The following is a 20,251-nucleotide window of genomic DNA, read 5'->3' on the forward strand; positions in this document are numbered from 1 at the left end:
ATTTAATTTTTTGACTACTTTTTAGTTAATAAATAAAAGGATTTAAAGGTATTAATACCGTCACACTAAATACATTTAGCGTTTATAAAAACGTCATATCTACCCGCTAAAGTGCACACCACTATAAATAATTCAAAAAGTGCAGTATGACTCTTTCATCACGTCGAAATTTTTTAAAAACCTCAGCAGCAAGCATATTTACCGTCGCAGTATCGAGTGCCATTACAGGTTGTGCTCAAACATTAATAAACAAACCTCTATCGGCTATTGAATTTAAACACGGTGTAGCGAGTGGCGACCCGCTTAGTCATGCTTTAATAATTTGGACACGTGCAACTCCTTCTCAATCAAATTTTGAAGTTACTGTTGCTTGGGAACTGGCAAGTGATTCTCAATTTAAAAACATTATTCGCAGCGGGCAAGAACAAACAGATAAAAGCCGAGACTTTACAATAAAAATAGATGTACAAGAACTTGCTCCAAACACAGAGTACTTTTATCGTTTTATAGGTTTGCAAACACAAAGCCCTATTGGCCGAGCTAAAACATTACCAATAAATAACATTGAACAAATAAAAATGGCTGTTGTGTCGTGCTCAAACTACCCTGCTGGGTACTTTAATGCCTACACAGATGCCGCTAAGCAAAAAGATTTAGATGTGGTCCTGCATTTGGGAGATTACATTTACGAATACCCAATGGGCGGATACGCTACCGAAAATGCTAAAAGCATTGGCCGCCAATTAGCAGCCGATAACAGCGGTGAAATTATTACCCTTAGCGACTATCGTAAACGCTATGCTATTTACAGAACAGACCAAGGCTTACAAGCACTTCACGCTGCAGCGCCTTTTATCGCAATATGGGATGATCACGAAGTTACTAACGATACCTATAAAAGTGGTGCTGAAAATCATACCCCTGATGAAGGTGATTTTTTTAAGCGTCGCGCAGCAGCTATTCAAGCCTATTACGAATGGCTGCCAATTAGACCGCCTATGGGCGAACAAAGCCCGCAAATATATCGCACCTTCGATTTTGGTAATTTAATAAGCTTGCACATGCTAGATACGCGCGTAATAGCACGCGATAAACAACTTGCTTATAGCGACTATAAAAACCTAGAGACCAAACAAATGGATGTTGCGCGCTTTGTCAGTGATTTAAATAATCCAAATAGGCAGTTACTAGGTAACACACAACTAAACTGGCTCGCGAGTGCAATAACTAAATCAAATGCAAAATGGCAAGTATTGGGCCAGCAAGTATTGATGACTAAAATGTGGCTACCTACTGAAATATTCTCGCAATCCGATCGCACTAAAATACCTCAGGTGTTAAAAGAGCTTGTTGCCATTAAAAAAGCCGTGTTAGAAAATAAAGCGGTAACACCCGAGCAACTCGCACGCGTAAATACTTTAATGCCTTATAATTTAGATGCGTGGGATGGTTACCCAAGCGAGCGCGAAGCATTATACAAAAGCGTTACCGCATTAAATAAAAAGTTAGTCGTGGTTGCAGGTGATACGCACAATGCGTGGCATGGCACATTAAAAAATGCAAAAGGCGAAAGCGTAGGAGTAGAGTTTGCAACACCTGGTGTTACATCCCCGGGTATGGAGCATTATTTAGCGCTTAATACAGCACAAGCAAAGCAAATGGCTGACTCGCTTTCATTGTTAATAAACGATTTAAACTATTGTGACTTATCACACCGTGGGTATATGCTACTGACTATTACTAAAGAGCAAATCACAACCGATTGGCGCTATATAGATAACATAAACTCTCCAAGCTACAACATTGCTGCTCAACACCAAAGTGTCTATAAGGGCTAACATTTTGTATAAAAAGAGAAGGTAAACACATTATTTACCTTCTCGTTTATTTTATTTAACGTGCTTAATTACAAGTATAAAGAAGCGTCCACGAAGCATCACTTCCTGGAAGACTGTTTGTATACCAATTTGCACTGTATGCATTACCTTGATATTGCATTTTATCGTCAGTGTTATTGTGAGTAAACGGACCACCTGAGTAATCTTTGTTCACCCAATTAGGGTATGCATTAATACCATTACAATCTGTTGAACTTACAACACTGCATCCGTTTGTATCAACACTTGTACCAGCGGGTGTATCTGGGCACTGATCAATATCATCATTCACACCATCGTTATCCGCATCGCTTTGTGGCTCAACTACTTCAACAACACAACCTATATTATTAACAGTTTCACCTGCAGGTGTATTAGGGCATTGATCAACATTATCGCTTATACCATCGGCATCGCTGTCAGTTACTGCACAACCAATACTATCAACCGTTGTACCTGCGGAAGTATTATTGCACTGATCAAGGCTGTCACTTACGCCATCCCCGTCGCTATCTAAATCAACATTGCTACTACCACCACCCCAACCTTGAATGATCTCTTTAACTTTAGAGCCTGACGATGTTAGTGAATTCCAACTACCGCCTGGAGTAAATAACGAAGCACCTTCGTTTTTATCGTTTAAAGCCCAGTTAGCGTGGCTAATATTGTTTGTTTTAAAAAATGCCATCCATGCATCGGTTTCATTAATATTAACACCCCCATTGCCATCAGCATTAACTGTTCCCCACTCTGTGGCGAATAGTGCAATGCCGTTATCGAGTGCTGTTTGTGCTTTATTTCGATACGATTGACCATGTGTGCCAGCATAAAAATGCAGAGTGTAAGCAATATTGGCACGATCAATTGGGTTTTGTGATGCCACATCAACATCTTGCGACCACGTAGGCGTTCCAACCACAATTAAGTTATCAGGGTCGATTGCTCTAATTTTATCAATAACTGTTTCTGCGTAAGGCTTAATATCGTTAACCCATGAGATTTGTAACGGCTCGTTATAAATTTCATAAATAACATTGTCGTACTGCCCATATTTGGTAGCTACGTCTTCAAAAAAGCGAACTGCAGTTGCTTGATCGGTATGTGCTTCATGGCTATGAAAATCAATAATAACGTACATATCTTCGCTAATAGCTGCGTTTACAACAGTATCAAGACGGCTCATATTGCCCTCCCAATCAAAGTTCAAACTACCACCAGTACTCGTACCATGACCAATAGCTGCACGAATTAATGTTGCATTAAATTCAGTTTTTGCCTTTGCTACTGTTTCTGCTGTATAAAATTTTTCAGCGCCCCACCCCGTATTACTCCAAAATAGGCTAGGTCCTGCAAAGCTTGTGTTTTCTCCACCCGCAAGAATTTGATTCCCACTCACCGTTAACTTCTCAACAGCGGCATTAGCCATTGTTGAGCATCCTAATAATAAAGCTAACGATAAGCTCGCCACTTTAAAATCCTTTCTTTTGTGATTATTTGAACTGTTATTCATCGTATTTCCTTAAATTGAAATTATCAGTCGTCATTGCTTGACGTAATAAATTGATAGAAAACCAATACTTAATAATTAAACAAAGTTAATTTGGCGAGCATAAAGTATCATTTATTTATTAACATTAAATGAATAAAAAGGTACAAGGAGAAGGATTTTAATTAACTAAATATCAACAAGTGAGCGATTTAACGAGGTTTGAGGATTTTACTGGGTATATACAGGCATTTACACGATGTTTACATGATGCGGGCAAAAAATCTCGGTTACAAAAAATATGTATAAAAATGAAAAGGCGGTAATAATAATTATTACCGCCATCAATAATAGCTAAATATCAGGGATAAATATGCGGGAAGAAAATTAATAAGCCAACCAAACCGAGTTCTAATTAAGTGGCTTATTTTTTAGTGGGCAGCGCTTTTCTGCCCAAACGGTATGCATCCATCATGCTCAGCACCCAAATTATAATCATTAAAGGTACATACTTATATTCAGCGAGTTGAGCGCAGGCGTCAGAAGGTTGTTGCGCGGCTTTTAAAATGGCCGTAACCGACATGGGGATTTTTCCGTGTACAATTTCATTTGCAGTACACTGTGCAATCGCAAATATATCTTGAAGGGTTAAAATTAAAAGAACAGAAAAGACACCCGCAAAAATAGCGCCTATAAGGTGTTTTTTTAGAGAAAAATGCCCCGCTCCAGGATAAACAATGGCGGTAAGTAAAGCAGCTTTTAGATCTTGTTTCATTTTTACCTAATATAAATTCACTTTAACGTGATCACATAAAAAAGCCACTTTGCAGTGGCTCAATTAAAATATCAAGTAGTTAAATGTATTATTGTCCACCAAACCCGAGAGTTAACTCAATACCAACAAAGCGAGGTGCTCCTGCAACAAATGTTGGGTTGCCAAATCCCCCTCCAGTATTACCTGCATCAACTAAATACTCTTTATCTAATAAGTTACTAGCAAATACACTAACAGCCCAGTCATCACCATTTGCGATACCTAAGCGCGCACTGACTAATCCAAGCCCAGGTTGGCTAATATCTAAGCCTGATATTGGCGCATTTGCTGGCTCAAAAAACACTTCAGAGCGGTAGCTATATATTAAAGAGCTCGTTAAATTAAGTGAGTTCGACAATTCTGTTGAATAAAACAGCCCCGTACTAAACGTCCACTCTGGTTGTAGTCTAAATTTATTGCCTGCGAGGTTACCGTTATTACTATCATCATCTATTTCAGCATCAAGGTAAGCCGCATTGGCAAAAACCTCAAACTCATTATTAATTAACGCCCTTACCTCAGCCTCTGCGCCAACATTAGTGGCAGAGCCCGCATCAGCAGAAAACGCAACGCCTTCATCATCCTGTAACGTAACCTGAAAGTTAGAGTAATCTTGATAAAATACAGCGACAGAGTAATCTAAACGCCCGTCAAGCGCTTTGCCTTTAATACCGGTTTCGTAGTTCCAAATAATTTCCGCTGGGACTTCTGATATAGAGGCTTCGACATTTCCTTGTTCGTTGTTAGCCGAACTTACTTCAAGTACTTCCGAACGACGCCCTTTTGAAACAGTCGCATACATATTTGTAGTAGGGTTTATTATATAAAGCGCATTAAAACGTGGCAGCCAATCATCATAATCAGCATCGCCATAGAATGTTTCACCATTTGTATCAACCGTAAACAATGGCGCTTGTGTTAAAACACTATTGGGTGCTGCAGAGCTATAACCACTGCGCTTTTCTTCTTTTATATAACGAAGACCCGCTGTTAACTCTAATGCTTCAGTAGTAGCATAAGTTACATCAGCAAACGCTGAGTACGCTTTGTTTTCACCATAGTTTGTAAACTCTAGTGAATATGGCAACTCGTTTACTACACCACCTGTTAATGCTGGCGTTAAAATATTAACGCTACCATCATTATTAATACAAGGAACACCTGAACCCAATACGCCCAAGCAATTTAAAAATATAGACTCCTCTGTACTAAATGGAATACGCTGGCTACCATCTTCTTCAAAGTAACTCACACCAAAAATACTAGTAAACTTATTCTGTGTATAAACAGCGCGTAATTCTTGGCTAAATTGATCGCCCTCAGCAGCTTCTGCAAATTCTAAAAACCATGCTTGCGTACCATCAGCATCAAACACTTCTAAAGAGTCAAAATTACGCCCTGCAGTAATTGAGGTGATTGTTAAATCGTTACTTACATCCCAATTTACAGTCAAATTTAAATCGTTAACTGTGCGCTCTACACCTAAGTCTTTTTTTCCAAACACAGACTCTGCATACGGACTACCTGGCATTTCAACAAAGCTATATGGACTTGTATCACCACCGGTTGGTGCATAAAGCCCATTTTTAAAAGATGTACCCGAGTCATCATTTTTTTCATACGTATACACCAAGTCAATCGTTAAATCGTCACTAGGTGTAATACGTAAAGACGGACGATAAGAAAAACGCTCAATAGCATGCATATCATCTTGCTTAAACCCAGCCGGATTTTGGGAGTTACTATCTCCTGCAATATTTTTTATAAACCCATCACGTTCACGATAAGTAAAAGCAACACGGCCTTGCAATAAATCATTGCCACCCGTTACAAAGCCACTAGCACCTTTGGCCGAGTAATTACCAACGGATGCTTTTAATTGAGCCGAAAAATCTTTTTCTGGTTTACGTGTTGCTACACTAATAGCACCTACAGAAGCTGCTGTTCCAAACAGTGTCGCTTGTGGTCCCTTAACAACTTCAATCCCTTCTACATCAAAAAGCTCAAAGTATGAACCACGAGAGCGTGATACATCTGCTCCGTTATAATAAATAGACACACGAGGGGATGATTGAGACGACCCACTATCAGACGTAATACCACGAATTACAAAGCCCGGGTTGTTAGGGCTTTGCTCTTGAATAACAAGCCCTGGTGTTATTTCAGATAAAGTGTCTAGTTCACCTATACCCAAGCTTTCTAAAAAGTCGCCATCGTAGGCGCTTATTGTTACGGGCACATCTTGTATTGATTGCGCACGCTTTTGAGCAACAACCACTATTTCATCAAGTTCTTTATTTATGGTTTGATCTGCAAAACTATTTGTTGATGTAACGCAAATCATCGCCACAGACAATTTAGTAAGTTTAAGAAAAGGCCGTGTTGTTAATTTATTTTTCATGTTTTTCACTGTTCGTCCGGTTAATTGTTTTTAGGAATTACCAGTAATCTAACGAACTATTACGACTTTTTTACGTCTTATTAATTACGCATTGGTTAAATTGATGTTTCAACTTTATGAAAAACAATAAATTATTGTATTCATATAAAAATTATAATATTGAAAAACTCAGCGTACACTTGTACACTAAAATTCATTCAAATAGTGGTAGGATCTGTTATGTCGTTAGAAGCGCCCTATTCTAAAAAAGAAGAACAACTAAACGTAATTAGCCATGCACTTGGTATTGTATTTGCCGCATTTGTTATGTGGGATTTATTTAGCCAAGCCACCAGCACTAAAGCGTATGTAAGTACTGTAATTTATGGCAGCAGTCTATTTGTACTGTTTTTGTCGTCCACTTTGTACCATGCCAGTATTCAACCGCGCTTAAGAGCCTTTTATAAAAAGTGCGATCACTGCGCCATATACTTATTAATTGCCGGCACCTACACTCCCTTTTTATTAATCTCATTAACCGGTGCTTGGTCATGGGCCACACTTACATTTATATGGACTGTGGCACTGGCGGGCGTTGCGTACAAAGTATTTGTAAAAAACGGTAATAAAAAAATATCACTCGCCACCTACTTGCTCATGGGTTGGTTTGCACTGGCTATAGTGTATCCACTTTATTCTAGTGTTGATGTAAAAGCACTTTACTGGCTACTTGCCGGCGGTATTTTTTATAGTTTAGGTACATTATTTTACAGCGCTAAAAACACCCAATTTAGCCACGCAATTTGGCACTTATTTGTTATTGCTGGGTGTGTTTGCCATTATATTTCAATTAGCAATTACGTTTATTGATAACGACTTAAAGTGCACAACAAGCAGCACATCGAAATATTTAGAGGATCACATATGTAAAATCGATATAAAGTCAGGCTCTATATCGATTTAAAATACACTAAATTATATAAATTCAAAAATAATGAGGTCTTTACCCAGCATTATCAACTTTTAAAACCAAAGCAAATCGACCGTCTTTATGTGTAAAACCCCAAACAGAGTTATTGTTATAATTATAACCCCACAAATAAGTCCCACAACTGCTGCTTACATCACTTGGCGCACTACCAGCACCCGATTGAAACATAACGCTAAAGTCATCCGAGTAAGAGGTAGCAGTAAAGCAGTTTTCATCTAAAAACGCGTCCCAAACACCCGTTTCTTCATTGTATCGACCAATAGTTAAAGTAGATAAATCAACGCCTTCGGGAGCTGTTATTGCAATCGCCATTGCATCAGCGTCATCTTCAACTGTCACTACACCATCGCGAATAACATTTGTTGGATTATCGGTTTCCACTGCATCTTTATCAAAAAACAACTCTGAAGGAGAGCTGGTTTGCACAAATCCGTTTGTGTTTTTATATGAGCCATCTTGGTTTAAATTACCATTAATGTACAAAATATCAGATACAGTTGTAGCATCCTCGTCAGTAAACCAGCTTAATGACAACAATTCATTCATTGCTTGCTCTTCTCGAGGAATACTATAAGCATCAGCAAAGATTGTATATTCACCTTTACCTGTCCCTAAATCATCTTGATAGTTTGTATCAACGCCCACCTGCTTTTTATCTTGGGTATCGGTAGTTAACACTTCAACACTGTTATACGTTAAATTAAAACCATCTAAAATAGCCGCTTGCGTACCAATATAACCGGCTTCATCAGGTGTTTTTGTTGTTGCCCAATAAGATTCGTAAGGAGAAACAACACGCTGTAGCGCATCGCTCGTATAGCTTGCACTATCACCTACACTCCATTCAATAGGGATAATTTCTTCAATGGTTTTACCTGCTGAATCAACATCATATTGCACCCAAGCATTTTGAGGTTCATCCCAATATGTACCCATGTTCATATCTGCTTCTGAGAAATTAACCGGTGCATAATAGTTTTTAAACGTAATTTGACGACCATTAACTTCAACAATCACGAATGATATTTTGTTTGATTTTTCATACTTAGTTAAATCTTTAGTGTACTGACTATTTGTTCCTTCGTAGTCACCTACTTGAGCAAAATTATCCTGCGCTAAACCCGTTTCATATTTATCATGAATACCATAACGATTGTTGTACGCTTTCCAAGATGCATTACCGGCAACAATTTGCGTAAAGCCAACAGATGGATTCGAATTATCTGGATGAATTAAGCTACGAGAGTATTGATGATCGTGGCCAGCAATATAGTTAACTTTATATTCACTCAATAAATTAAGGACGTTATCCATTAAGCCAGGTGAAGACTCATCTTGCAGCTGTAAATAACCTAATTGACCAGTATCAAGCCCTAATATGCCTGGCTCAGTTTCATCCTCATCTCCACTTGTTCCATCGCTTTTTAACGAACTAATATAGTCAAAATATTCATCATAATTATAAACAGACGGACGCTTTTTGGTTGATAAAGCTTCATGACCAAACATAACGATATGATCAACCGTAGTCCCTTTTGTTTCTAAAACATTTTTTAACCAATCATAAATAAGAAGCCAAGTACCTTCATAGTTAACAGACACTAAATCACTGGCATAAAAGTCTATAGCAATAAATAGGGTATTGTTTTGAACGGTATAGTACATAAGATCTTCAATACCTTCGTAGCCGACTATTTCGCCGCTTTCTAACCCTTTTCTTAATAGTTTTCCTGGGTATTGTTGGTATAAATTGTACCCTTGATCGAATTCCTGTGAATCCGCATCGGTATATGCATCAATACCATTATCCATATTATTTACAGAGCGATTGTCTGTCGTATCCACAGAAGTAGTAAACCAACTTAGCCAATCATAACCGTCTACAATTTCGTGATTACCACGCACAGGTAAAACAGTCATTCCGGCTTCAGTTAAAGGCGTGCCAACCTTATTCATCCATTCAACATATTCATTTTCTGTGCGTACATCGGTCATATCACCTACGGCGAGTACAACTGAAACCCCCTCTTCTTTTATCTTAGAAACAATAGGGTCCACTAATAAAGCAGGAAGGTGTTTAAAATCATAAGGCGTATCTGAACGTTCACTACTTGCGATTTCGACCGGCAAGCCGCCAGCAACAAGCGGATCTCCATTTTCATCAACAAAAATAGCGTTATAAGGGTCAGATACGTCAATCTTCCAACCTTCACCATCAAAAATGTCATCATTATTAACGTCATAACCAATATCGACAGATAACGTTATACCATCGTAGGTATGTGTAATTGTTTGTTTATAATCATCATCATCTCGACCTTGAGTATCGGGTATAACCGCAAAGCGCCAAACATTATCACTATTATTTTCTGCAAGTTTATTAGCTCCTTGCGTCACCGTAGTACTTACCGTAGTACTTACCGTACTTTCATTTTCAACTTGATCAGAATTTTCTGTTGAATCTAAATTATCAGAACCACATGCAAAAAGAGCATTGGAAATAACAACTATTAAAGCGGTTTTGCTTAAAGCCTTCATTAGGGTATTTACCTATTATTTAATTATAATTTTATGGCAACTTAGCTTCACAGCTGCCAAATAGAAATAAAGTAAATAAGGTACAGGGGAAGTATTACAATTTTATGGAAATTAACGTGATATAAACCTGAAGTGAAAACTTATTAATTTGGGGACAATGAGTAATACGCAAACAAATTAAATATCAATTAAGCAAGACAGCCACACCAAAATTTATGATGAGTGTCATTGTTAATTTGGAAATTTGACCGCTATGTAATTCATTGTAAGCAATATAAAATGATCGCAATTATTAGATGTGTAACGTTTATAATTGCACCTCAATAGTCTATTTGCTATTTTACGCGCTAATAAAAGGAAATTTTAAGGATTTAAGGATGATTCAACTACAGCGCTACCCGATGCCAGATCGGCCAAGTAACCCCAGCCCTTTAGAAATGGCTATTTATAATTATGAATTACTAGCCAAAAACATTACGACGATAAGCGCCGTAAATCTGCTGCGTCTAAGGAAAAGCTGCAAAGAGATTACGACCACTTACAAAAAGAACGCAAGCGTTTAGAACACTTGCTTATTGCGCAACAAAGCTTAGAGTCTTACCGCGCAGAAAACGAAGGTACTTCTGTTAAAGAGCTAGCAGAAGAAGAGTATCATCCGACGGAAAAACTTGCTAAGTTTTTACGAGCGGCAGGCGAGCCAAAACCGACTTCATATCATGAAGCACATCATATTGTGTGTGGTAAGGGACGTTATAGACAGCGCCTTACATATGCTGCGCGTTTAAGAATGCACTCGTTTGGTATTGGTATTAATGATCCAACGAATGGGGTATGGCTAAGAAACTTTGAAAAAAACAAGTCAGATGATTGGGCAACGCCTGACACTGTTTCTCACAGAAGACTGCATCGCCATAATTATGAGGTTTGGGTGTCTACTAGTTTGAGGACCAAAGTAAATAAGCTTGATTTCATAAATGCATTACGTGGCGTGAAAATAAAAATTAAAAATCATATGATGCCAGCCAGCGTTATGATGCGTAAAAATGCTAATTGGGATGGTAAATCATGAAGTTGTTCTCGTTAAAACCTGTTACTAATTCTTACGACATGGTTGAGTGGGACATACTTTCATTCGCTGAAAAAATACAACCGATGTTGCCATCTAATCAAGATGCTTGCATGTTTCTACTTGATATCCATATGAATAATGACTCTTTATTAGAGTATTGGCCTGAAGGTTATGAGTTGTCTTTTTTACCTGGTTATCTAAAAGATAACTACGATATAAGTATCATGGATGGGTTTATCGCTCTTCGGATGAATGCTTATGAAGCTTTAAAAGATTTATTAGCGCCTTTGGGTGAGTTTATTGAAGCAAAAGCTGATGGTGAACCTATTGTAATCTTTAACTTGCGTACATTTGGACAAGAAGATGAAGCAAAATGTGAACGCGAATATTTAGATGGTTATCCTTTAGATTATATCAAGATTGCTTTCATAAATGATGATGTAAAAAATAAACCTGTTTTTAAGAGTAAATTTACAGGTGGTTCTCGTTTGTATTGTACAGATAAGTTTAAATCTGCTGTAGAAGATAATGGATTAACGGGTGTTTATATTGACGAAGATCTCGATAATATTTTTTCTAATTAAGTTAATTTAGATAAAGAAAACATTATTTAGGCAGCGTTATATAAAACGAAAATCAAAACTACCTTTTAAAAACCAGCTGTTATATTTTAGTAATTTCAATACCCACATGGATATGGGTCTTTTAATGCCTGAAATAAATCAGGTGCTATATGCCAATAAACTTTAACAGCTTTTATGGTGGTTGTTTTTCACCAATTTTTCTTACATAAAAATTTAATAACAAATTTGTAGTAGTCCACATCTCAGTTTGAAAAGAGTGTTTTGATTTTATCTGGCAGTCCCTAATGAGCGATAACCGGTCATTGAGATTTGCTAAATATAGTAGTTAATTGATTTGTCAAACTGCTTTTTGCGCATATATTCATGAAAATGAGCTGCACGCGCATATTGATCTATTTAACTTAACTCAAATATTTTAGAAAACTTAGTGATAGTAATACCTTAGGTTATTTGTTAAAACTATATAAAGTAGACAAATGAGCGTTAAGTCGGTAGAAATATGTGCGATAAGCGCACTATTAAATTTTTATATACCTAGGGATAGCCCGAGTTAAATGGATGCATTGAGCAAGCTTCAAGAAAAAAATAAAATCCACTCTAAGCATCAGCGTGATGCTAGCTGGAGCACTGTTTGGGCGCTTTGTCTATTGAGTCCTTTGCTATTTAGCTATGGCTATGAATTTTATTTTTCAGTGATAGAAAACATTAAAATTGAGACTATTCACCCATCTATAGCCTTATTTGGTTCGCTATGTTTTGGTTTGCCTTTAGCGGCTATGGGTGACTTAATGCTTTTTAAGCGTGTTAGTAAATTATTCCTATTAACTATCGCAGAATCTTGGTTTATCTGGTTTTGGGTTGTTACTCCGTTATCGTGGCTAGCTTTTTTACCATTGATTCCTGCATTTGTTATATTGCAAGTGCAACTGCCTAAAATAAAAGCAGGTAAGTAAAAGGTATATAACAAGTGTCTAAGGTTACGACAGTCCGCTCATGGCACTCTCCAGCCACTCGACAACATAAATATTGATAATAATTGATAAGGTATTTTACTGTGTCGGATGGCGCTTCACTTATCCGACCTACACTGGCACTTACCTGCCAATAATAGTCATATCAATCCCACCGGCATTCGCGCATATTCACTTTGTCGTTTTTAAACATTACCCCTTCAGATAAAAGCTTTTCGCGTTGTTCTTGGTATTTTTCGCTACCCTCGGGAAACGATATTTTACCTTGGCTATTCACTACCCTGTGCCAAGGTATAACTGAGTCGTTTGGCATCACTTTTAATAAGCGCCCTACCAGCCGTGAATTTTGAGGATAACCCGCAAGAGCGGCAACTTGCCCGTAACTTGCTACTTTGCCTATTGGTATGCCTGCGATAACAGTATAAATAAGTGTTTCTTTATCAATATCAGCGTTCATTTAAATACGCCTCACTAAGTACTTTAAATTGCTCCCAAATAGTACGCGCTACAGGGCCGTGGTGCATTGCATGCTGCCTAAAGGCTCTAATTTGCGCGCTAAATTTATGCTCTCGGTCAGTTATGTGTATTTCTTGAAGTAAGCCAGCTTTTATTTCAGAGTCGCAGTGCTCTAGGCTCATCATTGCCCAACCAGCACCTGAGAGTAAAAACGATTTTAAGGTCGATACATCATCAATTTTCATCATGGCGGAGCCTTTTGAGTACGATAGCCTGTCGCTGTCGATACTCAAGTCACTTTCAAACATGGCTAAACACGGATACGTTTGCAGTTCGCTATAGGTGAGTTTTTGAGGGAGTACGCCTTTAGCGCTCACAATGCCAATAGCAAGCTTGCCAATTGGTACGCTTTCTAAATCGCCTGTTGCATGAAATAAATCAAACCACGGACCAATACCTAATTCAGCTTGCCCACTGTTTACTTGCTCTAATGAAATAAAGCGCTTCCCGCTGGTTAAGCTAAACTCTGTGCTGGTAAATAACCTAAAAGTATTACTTATGATCTCGTTATAACTCTGCATATGACAAAGTTGTTCGTAACAAACTCTAAATTGGGGTTCATTACCTAATGCCAATTCTTTAGCGAGCTGTGCTAGCTCGTCGTTGGCATGCAGTAGTTGCTGCGCTTCGCGGTGAAAAACACGCCCTTTTTCAGTAAGCTGTAATCGGTACTTACTTCTGTCTAGTAACTCAAATCCTATTTTGGCTTCTAAGTTTTTAATGGCGAGTGTAAGCGCTGGCTGCGTTTTATGTAGCTTTAGTGCTGCTCCGCTTAAGCTTGCGCTTTGCACTATGGCATCTAAAATTATTAATTGATTCAGCTTCATATACCGCTCTGCAACATCATAAATAAAACTTATTGAGTTTCTAAAATTTAATGATTTTTATTTTATATGTTTGCAGCGTATGCTGCACTTAATTATTTTGCCATCATTGCAACGGAGAAGACATGAAACTCTTTCGTCTATGTTTATTAACAACGACCTTACTTAGCTTAATAGCCTGTTCTGAGCCAGAACAACAAGTTAAAGAAGAGCCTATTCGCCCTGTTAAATTATTCAACATAGGTCATGATACGCAAATTAACATTCGTAGTTTTCCTGCTGAAGTTGTTGCAAACCAAGGCTCGTACCTTGCTTTTAGGGTAAACGGTGAACTTATTAAGTTTCCGGTTCTCGCTGGTGAACACGTTGAAAAGGGTGATTTATTAGCAAAACTGGATCCAGAAGATTTTCAATTACAGTTTGACGAACGTAAAGCGCGCTTTGAATTGGCAAAGTCACAACTTGGCCGTATTGAGCAATTGTTTGAGAAAAAAATCACCAGCCAGTCAGAATTAGATCAAGCCACTGCTAATATGCAAATTGCTGAATCTGCATTTAGAATTGCACAAACGAACCTTGAATACAGTGAACTACGCGCACCATTTTCAGGCACTGTCGCTAAGGTGTTTGTTAAAAACTTTGAAAATATTCAAGCAAAGCAAAATATATTACGCTTAGAAACACGCGATTTAATGGACGTAGAAATTCAGGTTCCAGAAAAAATAGTCGCTCGCTTTAAAAAAGGCACCGATTACCACCCTACTGTAAAGTTTGATGGCTTTGACGACAAAGAATACATACTTGATATTAAAGAGTGGGATACCCAAGCAGATCCTGCAACACTTACTTATAAAGTTGTATTTTCGCTACCAGTACCTGAGGACTTTAATTTACTAGCCGGTATGACGGGTAGCGTGCTTATTGATTTAAGTAAAGTAACGCGCTCGCAAGTTGCTTATACAATCTTACCTATCGAGTCGGTGTTTTCTGAGCCGCAAGAATCAATTGAAGATAACGCCTACGTATGGCTTTTTGATTCAAAAACTAGCCAAGTGCATAAACAAGCTGTAAAGGTTGGCCAGTTGCACCGCGATGGCATTGAAGTATTAAGTGGTATTGAAGAAGGCCAAATTGTGGTTTCAGCCGGTGTGCATTCACTAAAAGAAGGCATGAAAGTAAGAGCATGGAATAAAGAGCGAGGCTTATAATTATGAGCTTTGCACAACTCTCCATAGAGAAAAAAGTAATCAGTTGGATGTTTACGCTGCTGCTATTAATTGGCGGTAGTGTGTCGTACTTTGATTTAGGGCAACTAGAAGACCCTGAGTTTACGCTTAAAAAAGCCATGGTTATTACCATGTACCCTGGCGCTTCGCCGCAGCAAGTTGAAGAAGAAGTTACTTTTCCGATTGAAAACGCGATTCAGCAATTGCCTTATGTTGATTACGTTACGTCTATTTCATCTAACGGTAAATCGCAAATTTCAGTAGAAATGAAAAGCAATTATCGTAAAGAGCAGCTTCGCCAAATTTGGGATGAAATGCGTCGTAAAATTAACGACCTTTCTCCGTCATTACCCAGTGGTGTTTACCCAAGCACTATTTTGGACGACTTTGCCGATGTTTACGGTGTTATGTATGCGGTAACCGGCGATGGCTACTCGTATGATGAGCTTAAAGATTACGTCGATTTTTTAAAGCGTGAACTGGTATTGGTTAAAGGCGTTAGTAAAGTAACCGTTGCGGGGCAACAACAAGCGCAAGTAATGGTTGAAGTTTCTACTCGTAAACTTGCTCAATTAGGTATTGCGCCAAGCCATATATTCCAGTTATTGCAATCGCAAAATACGGTATCTAACGCGGGTAAAATTCGCGTGGGCAATGAATCAATTCGCTTGCATCCTACTGGCGAATTTAAAGATGTAAAAGAGCTCGAAACCTTATTAATTTCAAAATCAGGTGCCAATGAGCTTATTTACTTAGGCGATGTAGCAAAGGTTTACAGAGAGTACGCAGAAGTACCAAATAACATTATTCGTTATAACTCTCAGCAAGCTTTACTTATTGGCGTGTCGTTTATGTCGGGTGTTAACGTGGTTGATGTGGGTAAAAACATAGACGAGCATTTAGCATCACTTGAATATCAACGCCCTCATGGTATTCATATAAATTCTGTATACAACCAACCACAAGAGGTTCAAAAATCGGTTGATGGTTTTATTATCAGCTTACTTGAAGCCATTGCGATTGTTATTGTTGTACTGCTGTTATTTATGGGTTTAAAAAGCGGCATTTTAATTGGTGGTATTTTACTGCTTACCGTACTGGGTACGTTTATATTTATGAAGTTGTTTGCCATCGACTTGCAACGTATATCGCTTGGGGCACTTATTATTGCCCTTGGTATGCTGGTTGATAACGCAATAGTCGTCACTGAAGGCATACTGATAAACCTTAAACGTGGCCAAACAAAACTCAAAGCGGCTGTTAATATTGTTGAGCAAACAAAATGGCCTTTACTAGGTGCAACAGTAATTGCAGTCACTGCCTTTGCGCCAATTGGTTTAAGCTCTGATGCCAGTGGTGAATTTGCCGGTAGCTTGTTTTGGGTGTTGTTTATTTCGCTTTTATTAAGCTGGATAACAGCCATTACGCTAACGCCATTTTTTGCCAATTTAATGTTTAAAGAAAACGAATTTAAAAACGAAGAAGGCCAAGAAGATGAAGACCCATACAAAGGCTTTATTTTTAATGGTTACAAAGCGATTTTAGATTTAGCGCTGCACTTTAGAAAAACCACGCTTATATTAATGGTTGTTTTACTGTGTACTGCGGTTATTGGTTTTGGCTCTGTAAAACAGTCGTTTTTTCCTGCCTCTAATACACCTATGTTTTATGTAGATTACTGGCAAGAGCAAGGCTCTGATATTCGATCAACCCTTGAGGGCGTTAAAAAGCTCGAAGAGTTTTTGCAAAAAGAAGACCTTGTTGAAGAAGTAACAAGCACAACAGGCCAAGGTGCACCGCGCTTTATGCTTACCTACGCGCCAGAAAAATCATACCCCGCGTACGGGCAATTAATTATTCGTGTTGCCGACAGAGAAGCCGTAGCAACTGTAATGCAAACAGTGCGTGATTACTCAAGCAATCATGCACTCTCTGCACAGCTTAAAATTAAACCGATGGAAATTGGCCCCTCTACTGATGCAAAAATAGAAGCACGTTTTTCGGGCCCTGATCCTGTTGTTTTAAGACAACTCGCCGCTACAGCCGAAGAATTAATTGGTAGCGACGATGGTGCATACAATATTCGTGATGACTGGCGCGCACGTACCAAAATGATTCGCCCGCAATTTAACGAGCAAAAAGCACGTCGATTAGGTATTAGTAAATCAGACTTAGACAATGTATTACTAACGAGCTTATCGGGTAAACAAGTGGGCGTATATCGCGATGGTACACAGTTACTACCCATTATTGCTCGATCTCCTGCTAACGAGCGCTTAAACGTAGAAAGCGTACACGACCTACAAATATACAGCCCAGTTCTTGGTGTATTTGTACCAGTGACTCAAGTTGTAGATGAATTTGATGTGCAGTGGGAAGACAGCCTAATAATGCGCCGCGATCGCAAACGTACTATTACAGTAATGGCCGATCACAATGTATTAGGGGACGAAACACCCGCTAAATTATTTGCACGTATTCGCGGCCCAATAGAGAACATGGAACTACCACGTGGTTACCAACTAGAATGGGGCGGCGAATTTGAGTCATCAAGCAAAGCTCAAAAAGCAATATTTGGCTCATTACCGCTGGGTTATTTAGCGATGTTTGCAGTCACGGTATTACTTTTTAACTCACTTAAACAGCCACTTGTTATTTGGGCAACTGTGCCGTTGGCTATTATTGGTGTAAGTGCCGGCTTGTTAGCGATGAATGCGCCGTTTAGCTTTATGGGGCTACTTGGTTTGTTAAGCTTAAGCGGTATGCTAATTAAAAACGGTATTGTATTAGTTGATCAAATAAATCTTGAATTAAGGGAAGGTAAATCGCCCTATGAAGCCGTGTTTGACTCTGGTGTGAGCCGTGTACGACCAGTTGCAATGGCAGCTATAACTACTATCTTGGGTATGATCCCGCTGTTATTTGACGTGTTCTTCCAGTCAATGGCGGTAACAATTATGTTTGGTTTGGGCTTTGCTACAATTTTGACTCTAATTGTAGTGCCGGTACTGTACACCGTGATATTTAGAATTGATTACGAGCCTCGTAAGTAATTAAACATATAATTGGTTAACATTAAAAAATGCCACAGGCTCAAAATCCTGTGGCATTTTTATTTAATACCGATAAAAAAGAAAGGCTACATATTTAGTTGTTAAGAAACTAACCGCAACACTTTTTATATTTTTTGCCACTACCACATACACAAGGTGCGTTACGCTCTGGTACTTTATCAAATACTTGTGGTGTTGATTTACTAAGCGCAAAGTCTAGTTCGCGAATATCTTCTGGTAAGTCTGCTTTAACTTCAATTGAAGCAAACAGCGAATGCTCTTCTAGTATTGCTTCTATTTCTGATTGTCGTTCAGCTGAGTTTACAATTAGCGTTAACGGATGCAACTCTGTGCCTACCTTTGCAGTACGATTTGGCGCAAATCCATTACTGTTATTTTTACCCATTATGTCGGGCTTACCCATAAAGAAAAATTTTGACATGTTACTTCTATAACCTTTCTACATTATTAAGACGGCGCATCTTAACAGCTTACCCAAAATATAACTAAGGTGTACTTGCTAATGCACAATATAAATCAGGCTTTAGCGTATATACGCCTAATATAGCGACATAATGAGACCATTTAATGGATTTAGGCAAAATTTAAATTCGAAATATAGTAAAATTATCATGACTAAACTCAGTGGCGTTTTAATATCTAACTCAATATTATGGAAAAGCCTTGGAAAACTTTAAAATTGCAGTATTAATAGCGGGCAGTCTTTTTATACTTTTTGGTTATTTACGCTTTATAACTGACGATAATGGTAACGTGAACTTAAACAACTACCGATTTATAGGTGGTTTACTGCTGATTATACCAACCCGCAATAATACTTAATCATTTTGCGGGGCTAAACGTGTCGCTACCTGTGTTAAAAAATTCTCATTTAGAACAACTAAATAGCGAATTTTTTGCCTAGCTATCAACACGTTTTTCCATCCTCAAAATAGATTACTTAATTAAGCGAATTGGTATTATTTCCGGTATGATTGATGGTACACGCGATATAGTTAAGCGCCTGCGTTCTAGAAACGCATTATCGGCGATTTCAATTTATTTAGGTATACTCTTGTTTTATATTGGCTTTAGCATTTAATAACTAAACATTAAGCGCTAATTTGGGCTTTATACAAGCAGCATTTTATAAGTGAATACCTGTGACCTTTAAACAACTATTCAACAGCGCTCTGCTACTTTTAGCAACGGCTCCTCCACTGGTTTTACTTGCATGGGATGAACAAGCTGATCCCGCTTTTATTCCCAATGGTATATATAACACCTTAACATTTACGTTATTTCCAATAATGACGATCGTGTTATCGGTTGCTTTATTTAGGCACCTATATAAAAAATACAATAATAACTTTGAATTTAAACATACGGTTAAAGATTATATTGTTGAACATGGGAAGTTCCGCTCAGTATTTATACCAATTGGTTTACCTATTTTAATTTACTTATGGTTGTGGACGTCAGTATGTATTTCAGTAAAGTTACTTGCCAATAAATACAGCGACAATATATGGCAGCAAGAATATCAATTACTTGAAGTAGGCACTTGCCCAACTGATTATGAATACAGTTGCTCAAAACTGACTGTGCTTGACTTAAAAAGCTACAGGAAACACAGTTTTAGATGGTATTTAGATAAGAGTAAGTTGGCGAGCTTGCAAAATAACAATATAAATTTAGTGGGCGTTAAAAGCCCACTGGGTAATATAGTACAAGAAATACAGTGGTAGCGATGAATACCAATCCGCAATAATACTTGATCAATTTGAGGGCTTAAACCTGACGCTAACTGTGTTAAAAATTTCTGATATAGAACAACTAAATAACGAAATTTTTGCCTTGTTATCGACACGGTTTTCTTACCTCAAAATAGCCCAATTAATTAAGCAGATTGGTATAATACC

General features: G+C 38.1%; 15 protein-coding genes. 8 read left to right on the forward strand and 7 right to left on the reverse strand.

The genetic code is table 11. From position 1 onward, the window contains the following. The first annotated feature begins 146 nt into the window (after positions 1 to 146). Positions 147 to 1,838: an alkaline phosphatase D family protein gene (locus GQR39_RS12825; protein WP_165735782.1), complete on the forward strand. Its 1,692-nt coding sequence runs from the start codon at positions 147 to 149 to the stop codon at positions 1,836 to 1,838. A gap of 64 nt (positions 1,839 to 1,902) precedes the next feature. Here the strand turns inward: GQR39_RS12825 and GQR39_RS12830 are convergent, their stop codons facing one another. The 3 genes from GQR39_RS12830 to GQR39_RS12840 form a co-directional block, all read right to left on the reverse strand. Continuing rightward, on the reverse strand, positions 1,903 to 3,387 hold the full coding sequence (locus GQR39_RS12830) for a cellulase family glycosylhydrolase (RefSeq protein WP_165735783.1): 1,485 nt from the start codon (positions 3,385 to 3,387) through the stop codon (positions 1,903 to 1,905). Between the two features lie 400 nt (positions 3,388 to 3,787). Continuing rightward, positions 3,788 to 4,138 (reverse strand): hypothetical protein, encoded by a 351-nt coding sequence (locus GQR39_RS12835; protein ID WP_010552983.1) that lies wholly within the window; start codon positions 4,136 to 4,138, stop codon positions 3,788 to 3,790. Between the two features lie 88 nt (positions 4,139 to 4,226). Continuing rightward, positions 4,227 to 6,578: a TonB-dependent receptor gene (locus GQR39_RS12840; RefSeq protein WP_165735784.1), complete on the reverse strand. Its 2,352-nt coding sequence runs from the start codon at positions 6,576 to 6,578 to the stop codon at positions 4,227 to 4,229. Between the two features lie 219 nt (positions 6,579 to 6,797). Between GQR39_RS12840 and GQR39_RS12845 the strand changes: the two genes are divergently transcribed. After that, a complete protein-coding gene (locus tag GQR39_RS12845; RefSeq protein WP_165735785.1) occupies positions 6,798 to 7,427 on the forward strand; it encodes a hemolysin III family protein in 630 nt (209 codons plus the stop codon). A gap of 133 nt (positions 7,428 to 7,560) precedes the next feature. On the opposite strand, the gene GQR39_RS12850 is transcribed toward GQR39_RS12845, so the two are convergent. Next, positions 7,561 to 10,086 carry a metallophosphoesterase family protein gene (locus GQR39_RS12850; RefSeq protein ID WP_165735786.1) on the reverse strand — a complete coding sequence of 842 codons (2,526 nt, stop codon included), beginning with the start codon at positions 10,084 to 10,086 and terminating at the stop codon, positions 7,561 to 7,563. Positions 10,087 to 10,654: 568 nt separating this feature from the next. On the opposite strand from GQR39_RS12850, the gene GQR39_RS12855 reads away from it, so the two are divergent. The 3 genes from GQR39_RS12855 (at position 10,655) to GQR39_RS12865 (ending at position 12,692) form a co-directional block, all read left to right on the forward strand. Next, positions 10,655 to 11,155, forward strand: coding sequence for an AHH domain-containing protein (locus GQR39_RS12855; RefSeq protein WP_240918207.1), 501 nt, complete (start codon positions 10,655 to 10,657; stop codon positions 11,153 to 11,155). Then, positions 11,152 to 11,739 carry a hypothetical protein gene (locus GQR39_RS12860; protein WP_165735787.1) on the forward strand — a complete coding sequence of 196 codons (588 nt, stop codon included), beginning with the start codon at positions 11,152 to 11,154 and terminating at the stop codon, positions 11,737 to 11,739. The genes GQR39_RS12855 and GQR39_RS12860 overlap by 4 nt, the downstream gene beginning before the upstream one ends. Before the next feature lie 554 nt (positions 11,740 to 12,293). Continuing rightward, positions 12,294 to 12,692, forward strand: coding sequence for a hypothetical protein (locus tag GQR39_RS12865; RefSeq protein ID WP_165735788.1), 399 nt, complete (start codon positions 12,294 to 12,296; stop codon positions 12,690 to 12,692). A 163-nt stretch (positions 12,693 to 12,855) separates the two neighbouring features. Here GQR39_RS12865 and GQR39_RS12870 read toward each other — a convergent pair whose 3' ends face one another. Beyond that, positions 12,856 to 13,167, reverse strand: a complete 312-nt coding sequence (locus GQR39_RS12870; RefSeq protein WP_165735789.1) for an MGMT family protein — start codon at positions 13,165 to 13,167, stop codon at positions 12,856 to 12,858. After that, positions 13,157 to 14,053, reverse strand: coding sequence for a LysR family transcriptional regulator (locus GQR39_RS12875; protein WP_165735790.1), 897 nt, complete (start codon positions 14,051 to 14,053; stop codon positions 13,157 to 13,159). The genes GQR39_RS12870 and GQR39_RS12875 overlap by 11 nt, the downstream gene beginning before the upstream one ends. Positions 14,054 to 14,175: 122 nt before the next feature. On the opposite strand from GQR39_RS12875, the gene GQR39_RS12880 reads away from it, so the two are divergent. Together GQR39_RS12880 and GQR39_RS12885 are read left to right on the forward strand one after the other, a co-directional pair. Then, a complete protein-coding gene (locus GQR39_RS12880; protein WP_165725477.1) occupies positions 14,176 to 15,258 on the forward strand; it encodes an efflux RND transporter periplasmic adaptor subunit in 1,083 nt (360 codons plus the stop codon). 2 nt (positions 15,259 to 15,260) lie between these two features. Then, positions 15,261 to 18,329 carry an efflux RND transporter permease subunit gene (locus tag GQR39_RS12885; protein ID WP_165735791.1) on the forward strand — a complete coding sequence of 1,023 codons (3,069 nt, stop codon included), beginning with the start codon at positions 15,261 to 15,263 and terminating at the stop codon, positions 18,327 to 18,329. 109 nt (positions 18,330 to 18,438) lie between these two features. Here GQR39_RS12885 and GQR39_RS12890 read toward each other — a convergent pair whose 3' ends face one another. Further along, positions 18,439 to 18,771: a PBPRA1643 family SWIM/SEC-C metal-binding motif protein gene (locus tag GQR39_RS12890; protein WP_007580735.1), complete on the reverse strand. Its 333-nt coding sequence runs from the start codon at positions 18,769 to 18,771 to the stop codon at positions 18,439 to 18,441. Positions 18,772 to 19,492: 721 nt separating this feature from the next. On the opposite strand from GQR39_RS12890, the gene GQR39_RS12895 reads away from it, so the two are divergent. Further along, positions 19,493 to 20,077: a hypothetical protein gene (locus tag GQR39_RS12895; protein ID WP_165735792.1), complete on the forward strand. Its 585-nt coding sequence runs from the start codon at positions 19,493 to 19,495 to the stop codon at positions 20,075 to 20,077. Positions 20,078 to 20,251 lie beyond the last annotated feature (174 nt).

Origin of the sequence: Pseudoalteromonas sp. C8 (assembly GCF_011378685.1) — a bacterium.
Classification (GTDB): Bacteria; Pseudomonadota; Gammaproteobacteria; order Enterobacterales; family Alteromonadaceae; genus Pseudoalteromonas; species Pseudoalteromonas arctica.